Origin of the sequence: Sphingomonas sp. NCPPB 2930 (assembly GCF_042867205.1) — a bacterium.
Classification (GTDB): Bacteria; Pseudomonadota; Alphaproteobacteria; order Sphingomonadales; family Sphingomonadaceae; genus Sphingomonas.
Window position 1 is genome coordinate 68,504 of record NZ_JBHZQU010000016.1, and the last position, 6,769, is coordinate 75,272.

Below are 6,769 nucleotides of genomic sequence, written 5' to 3' on the forward strand. Positions count from 1 at the left end.
TCGCACGGGCTCCGTGCGGTTACGCATCGCGGGCGCAAATGATCCGCATCAGCGGCGCAAGCAACCGACTTGATCCATGATGATTTTTTTAACCGCCACCGCCCGCGCGAAAGGATCGACCGCTCCATCGCGACGTTGTTCCGCGCGAAGATCGGCGGGCTCGTCCGCCGGTCGGAGACGACATGCCGCCAGCGCCATCGCATGGCGGGGATGGGGACTGATCTCCATCTTGCCAGCATGTCGCTGTGTTTCAGTGATTTTCTTTCCCGCTCCGACACGCATGAGGCCAAGGCATGGAAGACTATAAGACGGTTCTCGAAGGCAAGTGCCCCTTTGGCGGGGACCGGATCGGCGGTGCCTTCACCACCCCGCCGACGCTGGCGGACTGGTATCCCAATCGCCTGCGCGTCGAGCAGCTTCACCGCCATGGCCCGCGCGCCAATCCGCTGGGCGAGGCGTTCGACTATCGCGCCGCCTTTGCCCGGATCGATTTCGAGGCGCTGAAGGCCGAGATCAAGCAGTTCCTGACCAGCTCGGTCGCCTGGTGGCCATCCGATTATGGCAATTACGGACCGCAGATGATCCGCATGTCGTGGCACTCGGCGGGCAGCTATCGCATCGCCGACGGGCGCGGCGGCGCGGGCGAGGCGATGCAGCGTTTCGCGCCGATCAACAGCTGGTGGGACAATGGCAATGTCGACAAGTCGCGTCGCCTGCTCTGGCCGATCAAGCAGAAATATGGCGCGGCGCTGTCCTGGGCCGACCTGATCGTCCTGACCGGCAATTGCGCGCTCGAGATCATGGGGCTGCCCACCTATGGGTTCGGCGGCGGGCGCGAGGATGCGTGGGAGGCCGACGATGCGGCCTATTGGGGCCCGGAAGTCTTCGACATGACCCAGGTCGATTCGTTCGACGAGATGGTCAATCGCGACAAGCGGTGGCGCGGGGAGAATGGCGACGCCGATTACGACCTGGAACAGCCGCTTGCCGCCTCGCACCAGTCGCTCATCTATGTGAACCCCGAAGGCCCCTATGCGAACGGCGATCCGATGGCCTCGGCGCGGGACATCCGCATCACCTTCACCCGGATGGCGATGAACGACGAGGAGACGGTGGCGCTGATCGCGGGCGGCCATGCCTTCGGCAAGAGCCATGGCATGGTGAAGGCCGACCGGATCGGCGCGCCGCCCGAAATCGCCCCGATCGAGGAGATGGGGCTGGGCTGGCACAATCCCGAGGGCACCGGCAATGCCGAGTTCACGATGACCAACGGCATCGAGGGCAGCTGGACCCAGAACCCGACCCAGTGGGACAACAGCTATCTGGAAAATCTGCTGGGCCTGGAATGGGAACAGACGCGCAGTCCGGCGGGCGCGCTGCAATGGACGCCGGTCGACGGTGACGCGCCGCGCACCCCCGATGCGCATATCGAGGGCAAGACCCATAAGCTGATGATGATGACCAGCGACATCGCGCTGAAGGTCGACCCCGTCTATCGCCCGATCTGCGAGCGGTTCCTGGCCGATTTCGACTATTTCACCGAGCAATTCTCCAAGGCGTGGTACAAGCTGACCCACCGCGACATGGGCCCGCGCGAACGCTATGTCGGACCCGAGGTGACGATCGAGCCCGACCTGCTGTGGCAGGACCCGATTCCGGTCCGCGACCATCCGCTGATCGACGGGGCCGAGATCGCGCAGCTCAAGCAGCAGATCCTGGATTCGGGCCTGTCGGTGTCGGACCTGGTCTTCACCGCCTTTTCCGCGGCCGTCACCTATCGCGACAGCGACAAGCGGGGCGGCGCCAATGGCGCGCGAATCGCGCTGGCCCCGCAAAAGGACTGGGCGGTCAATCGCCGCACCGTGCCCGTGATCGCCAAACTCCGAGAGCTGATGGCGGCGTTCAACGACGCGGCGATGGACGGCAAGCGCGTGTCGCTGGCCGACCTGATCGTGCTGGGCGGTTGCGCGGCGGTCGAAAAGGCGGCGGCGGATGCCGGTTTCGCCGAGGCGGTGCCGTTCGGCGCGGGACGGCGCGACACCACCGACGAACTGACCGACGCGGACAGCTTCGAATGGCTCAAGCCCGTGGTCGACGGCTTCCGCAACTATGTGGACGATCAGTTCGCGACGATCACCCGGGGCCGCGTCGCGCCCGAGCAGCTGTTCCTCGACAAGGCGGCGCTGCTGACGCTCAGCGCCCCCGAATGGGTCGTGCTGGCGGGTGGCCTGCGGGTGCTGGGGGCCAATTGGGACGGATCGAAGGACGGGCTGTTCACCGACCGGGTGGGCGTGCTGACCAATGACTTTTTCCGCGTCCTGACCAGCATGGACTATGTCTGGACCCGGCGCGACGATGCCGGGCTGCGCTTCACGCTCGACGACCGCGACAGTGGCGAGACGCGATTCACCGCGACGCGCAACGACCTGATCTTCGGCGCCAATTCGCAGCTGCGCAACATCGCCGAGGTCTATGCCGCCGAGGACGGCCAGCGCCGTTTCGTCCGCGACTTCATCGCGGTGTGGAACAAGGTGATGACCGCCGATCTTTTCTGATGGCAGGCGGCGGCCCCGGACAGGTCGGGGCGGCCGCCCTCCACCGAGGCGAGGATCGCATGAGCCTGACCGTCTGGTACGACGCCGCCTGTCCGTTGTGCCGTCGCGAGATCGCGATGATGCGGCGGCTCGACCGGCGCGGGCGGATCGCGTTCGTCGCGATCGACGAAGATTCGTCCTGTCCGATCGACCGCGAGGCGATGCTCGCCCGTTTCCACGCGCGCGAGGATGGACGGATGCTGTCGGGCGCGGCGGCCTTCGCCGCGATGTGGCGGGCCATCCCGCTGCTGCGCCCGCTGGGGCTCGCCGCGCGGAATCGGGTCGCGCTGGGGGTGCTGGAGGCGGCCTATCTGCGCTTTCTGAAGGTCCGCCCGCATTTGCAACGGCTGGCTGGCGGGCGCGGCTGACCTATCGGCCGGGGGGCAGCCAGCTCAGGTCCAGCCCCTCGAACCGGTCGACATAGCCCGCCTCGCGCACCAGCCGCTGCTCGGCGAGCAGGAACACCCGGCCGCCCTCGCGCCGGATCAGCCCCTCATCCTCCAGCTGCCGCAGCATCCGGTTGACGTGCACGGCGGTCAGCCCGATCGCATCGCCCATCTCCTCCTGGGTCAGCCCCAGCGTGAAGGAGGTGGAGACATCGATCCCGGCCTGGCGCATCTGCGCGCGCAGCGACAGGAGCAGCGTCGCGACCCGCGCGCGCGCCGTGGTGCGGCCCAGCCCCGCCAGCCGGTCGGTGGTGATGACCCGTTCGATCTGGTTGAGGACCAAGAACAGGCTGAGCAGCCGGGGATGCTCGGCGGCGATGGAGGTGACCAGCGTCCGGTCGAACGAACAGACGACCGCGTTCGACACCGCCACGATCGTATCGGGCGACCGGCCATAGACCAGGGTCGACAGCGCGAAGAGGTCGCCGGGAAACAGGAAGCGCACGATCTGGCGACTGCCGTCGTCGAGCAGGACATAGCACATCAGCATGCCCTGCTGGACGATGTACAATTCTTCGCTGCGCGCCTGTTCGTCCATCAGCACGCCGCCGCGCTTGATCGACCGGGGCCGCTCTTCCAGACGCGCCAGGGTCTGGCGTTCCGCCGGGGTCAGCGTAACCCAGCGATTGAGGCGATCAGCAAGGCCGCTTTTTGACACTGACACTCCATCCCCCCAAGCGGTGGAATGCCTTAGCCATCAAGGCCGATCCCTCGCATTAATATCGATCAACCGGCCCTATTCTTGCTTGTCGGGGGTTTCGACGGTCCCGACGCGCGCGACCCTTGGCGGTGGCGCGCGCGTCCGCTAGGAGGGCGGGTCTATGGACCGTATCCTCATTCGCGGCGGCAACCGGCTGTCGGGCCGCCTGAAGATCTCGGGCGCGAAGAACGCCGCGCTCACCCTGATGCCCTGCGCGATCCTGACCGACGAGCCGGTGACGCTGCGCAACCTGCCGCGGCTGGCCGATGTCGACGGGTTCGGCCATCTGCTGAACCAGATCGGCGCGTCGACGCGGGTCGAGGGGACGCGGCCCGAGGATTTCGGCCGGGTCATGACGATCCGCGCGGGCCAGCTTTTCTCGACCGAGGCGCCCTATGACATCGTGCGCAAGATGCGCGCGTCGATCCTGGTGCTGGGCCCGATCCTGGCGCGCGCGGGCGAGGCGCGGGTGTCGCTGCCCGGCGGCTGCGCGATCGGCAACCGTCCGATCGACCTGCACCTGAAGGCGCTGGAGGCGATCGGGGCGGAGATCGAACTGACCGCCGGCTATGTGAAGGCCAGCGCGCCGGGCGGTCGCCTGTCGGGCGGTCGCTATACCTTCCCGGTGGTGTCGGTCGGCGCGACCGAGAATGCGCTGATGGCCGCCGTCACGGCAAAGGGCACCTCGGTGCTGGGCAATGCCGCGCGCGAGCCCGAGATCGTCGACCTGTGCCGGTTGCTGATCGCGATGGGCGCGCGAATCGACGGCGTCGGCACCGAGACGCTGACCATCGAAGGTGTCGACCGGCTGCACGGTGCCACCTATTCGGTCATGCCCGACCGGATCGAGGCGGGCTCCTATGCCTGTGCCGCGGCGATCACCGGCGGCGACTTGGAGCTGGTCGGTGCCTGTGCCGACGACATGCGTGCGACGCTCGCCGCGCTGACCGAGGCGGGGGTGACGGTCGAGGAAGGTCGCGATTCGATCCGCGTCGCCGCCAACGGCCCGCTCCAGCCGCTGACCCTGTCGACCGCGCCTTATCCGGGCTTCGCCACCGACATGCAGGCGCAGTTCATGGCGATGCTGTGCAAGGCCGAGGGCACCAGCACGCTGACCGAGACGATCTTCGAGAATCGCTACATGCACGTGCCCGAGCTGGCGCGGATGGGCGCGGACATCCAGGTGCATGGCCGCACCGCGATGGTGAAGGGCGTCGAGAAGCTGACCGGCGCGCCGGTAATGGCGACCGACCTGCGCGCCTCGATGAGCCTGATCCTGGCGGGTCTGGCCGCCGAGGGCGAGACGGCGGTGTCGCGCGTCTATCACCTCGACCGGGGTTACGAGCGCCTCGAAGAGAAGCTGTCGGCGGTCGGCGCGGATATCGAGCGCGTCGGCGACTGATCCGATCCTCCCCGGGCCGGGCCTGGGGGGGATCGCCGCGAAGCGATGGTGGAGGGGCGAAGCGGCCTGGCCATGGCCTGTCCGCCAAGCCGCTACCACCAGCCCTCGGCCTCCAGCACCGGCACCATCGCGCGCGAAACTCGCGCCTCGACCCCGCCGGTCAGGACCAGTCGCACGCCGCGACCTTCGCGATGCGCCTCGCGGACGGCCGCGCGCGCCACCCACCAGCTGCGATGCACCTGCGCGCCGACCAGCGGGGCGACCTCCTGCACCGCGTCGCGCATCCTGAGCAGGATCAGTTCCGATCCATGGGCGCCGTGGACGCGCAGATAATGGTCTTCCATTTCCAGCGCGACGATGTCGGGGCCGAAACCCGGAGGCAGGCGGCCCAGCAGCGCGGGGCGGGGATCGGCAACGGGTAGCGCGGGTTCGGGCGTGGGGGGCTCCGGCGCGACACGCCGCCGCCGTTGGCCGTACCACAGCAACAGGCTGGCCAGGCCCCCGATCACCAGCACATTGCCATAGAGCAGCAGCGCCTGATCGCCGTCGGGCCAGCGCGGCGGCAGGCCCAGCCGACCGACCCACCAGACGATGACGCTCATCGGCCCGCTGGCGAGGATCGCGGCGGCGGCCCAGCCCGCCATTTCGGGCAGATGCAGCCGTGCCGCCACGGTCAGCGCGCCCGCCATCATCGGCTTGTACAGCGCATAGCCCGCCAGCATCAGCGCGACCCAATAGATCAGCCGATGGGCGAAATGCGCATCGAAGGTCCCGAACGGTCCCAGCACCGCCAGCAGCAGCCCCACGCCGATCATCAGCGCGATATCGATCACTAGGCGGCGCGAACGGGGCATCACGGCCTTGTGCCTATGGCCAATTGGCGCTTCGCGAAATGGCAAATCGGCCGCTCCACGAAGCGGAACCGTCGATCCGCGCAAGATCGCTGGCGAAGCGACGGCGCGACGGCAGGAAGGGACGAACCCGTTTCCGATCAGGATATCGACCGATGACCAGCCTTTCGATCGCCGTACCGAACCACCGCCGTTCCGATCCATCCCCCGCGCTGCGCCTCGCGATCCTGGTCGCGGGCGGCACGCTGTCGCTGATGGCTATGGCCGCCATGGCGCGGGGGGCGCTCGGCCTGTCGCCGACGCTGGCGCGGGCGCATGACGTGGCGGTGTGGATTCACCTCGGCTCCGTACTGCCCGCGCTGCCGCTGGGGCTGTATGTGCTGCTGGCGCGCAAGGGCGACGCGCGGCACCGGATGCTGGGCAAGCTGTGGGCGGCGCTGATGGCGGTCGCGGCGTTGTCGGCGCTGGCGTTGCGCGACCTGAATCACGGGCAGTTCAGCGTCATCCATCTCTTCGTGCCGGTTACGCTGATCGGGCTGTGGCGCGCGATCGCGGCCGCCCGCGCGGGGCGGATCGATACGCATCGCAGGGTCATGGTCGGCCTGTATCTGGCCGGGCTGATCGGCGCAGGTTCCTTCGCCTTCCTGCCCGGTCGTGTCATGGGGACGTGGCTGTTCGGCTAGGGGCGATCGACATTCGGTATTGCGTCTTCTTCCCCTCTCCCCTGGACAGGGGAGAGGGTTAGCGAAGCTTGCCAGCCTGCTGGCTAGCGCAGC

The 6,769-nt window shown here is 68.0% G+C and carries 6 protein-coding genes; 4 read left to right on the forward strand and 2 right to left on the reverse strand.

Annotated elements, in window-relative coordinates; translation table 11 throughout:
• The first annotated feature begins 293 nt into the window (after positions 1-293).
• Both katG and ACFX59_RS15640 read left to right on the forward strand, forming a co-directional pair.
• Positions 294-2,555, forward strand: coding sequence for a catalase/peroxidase HPI (gene katG, locus ACFX59_RS15635; RefSeq protein ID WP_387433491.1), 2,262 nt, complete (start codon positions 294-296; stop codon positions 2,553-2,555).
• Between the two features lie 59 nt (positions 2,556-2,614).
• Positions 2,615-2,962, forward strand: coding sequence for a DUF393 domain-containing protein (locus tag ACFX59_RS15640; RefSeq protein ID WP_387433494.1), 348 nt, complete (start codon positions 2,615-2,617; stop codon positions 2,960-2,962).
• A 1-nt stretch (position 2,963) separates the two neighbouring features.
• Here the strand turns inward: ACFX59_RS15640 and ACFX59_RS15645 are convergent, their stop codons facing one another.
• Positions 2,964-3,698, reverse strand: coding sequence for a Crp/Fnr family transcriptional regulator (locus ACFX59_RS15645; RefSeq protein WP_309691398.1), 735 nt, complete (start codon positions 3,696-3,698; stop codon positions 2,964-2,966).
• A gap of 163 nt (positions 3,699-3,861) precedes the next feature.
• Here ACFX59_RS15645 and murA point away from each other — a divergent pair, with 163 nt between their 5' ends.
• Positions 3,862-5,142: a UDP-N-acetylglucosamine 1-carboxyvinyltransferase gene (gene murA, locus ACFX59_RS15650; protein ID WP_354296670.1), complete on the forward strand. Its 1,281-nt coding sequence runs from the start codon at positions 3,862-3,864 to the stop codon at positions 5,140-5,142.
• Between the two features lie 92 nt (positions 5,143-5,234).
• Here murA and ACFX59_RS15655 read toward each other — a convergent pair whose 3' ends face one another.
• Positions 5,235-5,996 (reverse strand): LytTR family DNA-binding domain-containing protein, encoded by a 762-nt coding sequence (locus ACFX59_RS15655; RefSeq protein ID WP_387433498.1) that lies wholly within the window; start codon positions 5,994-5,996, stop codon positions 5,235-5,237.
• A gap of 152 nt (positions 5,997-6,148) precedes the next feature.
• On the opposite strand from ACFX59_RS15655, the gene ACFX59_RS15660 reads away from it, so the two are divergent.
• Positions 6,149-6,676 (forward strand): DUF2306 domain-containing protein, encoded by a 528-nt coding sequence (locus ACFX59_RS15660; protein ID WP_387433500.1) that lies wholly within the window; start codon positions 6,149-6,151, stop codon positions 6,674-6,676.
• The last annotated feature ends 93 nt before the right edge of the window (positions 6,677-6,769 follow it).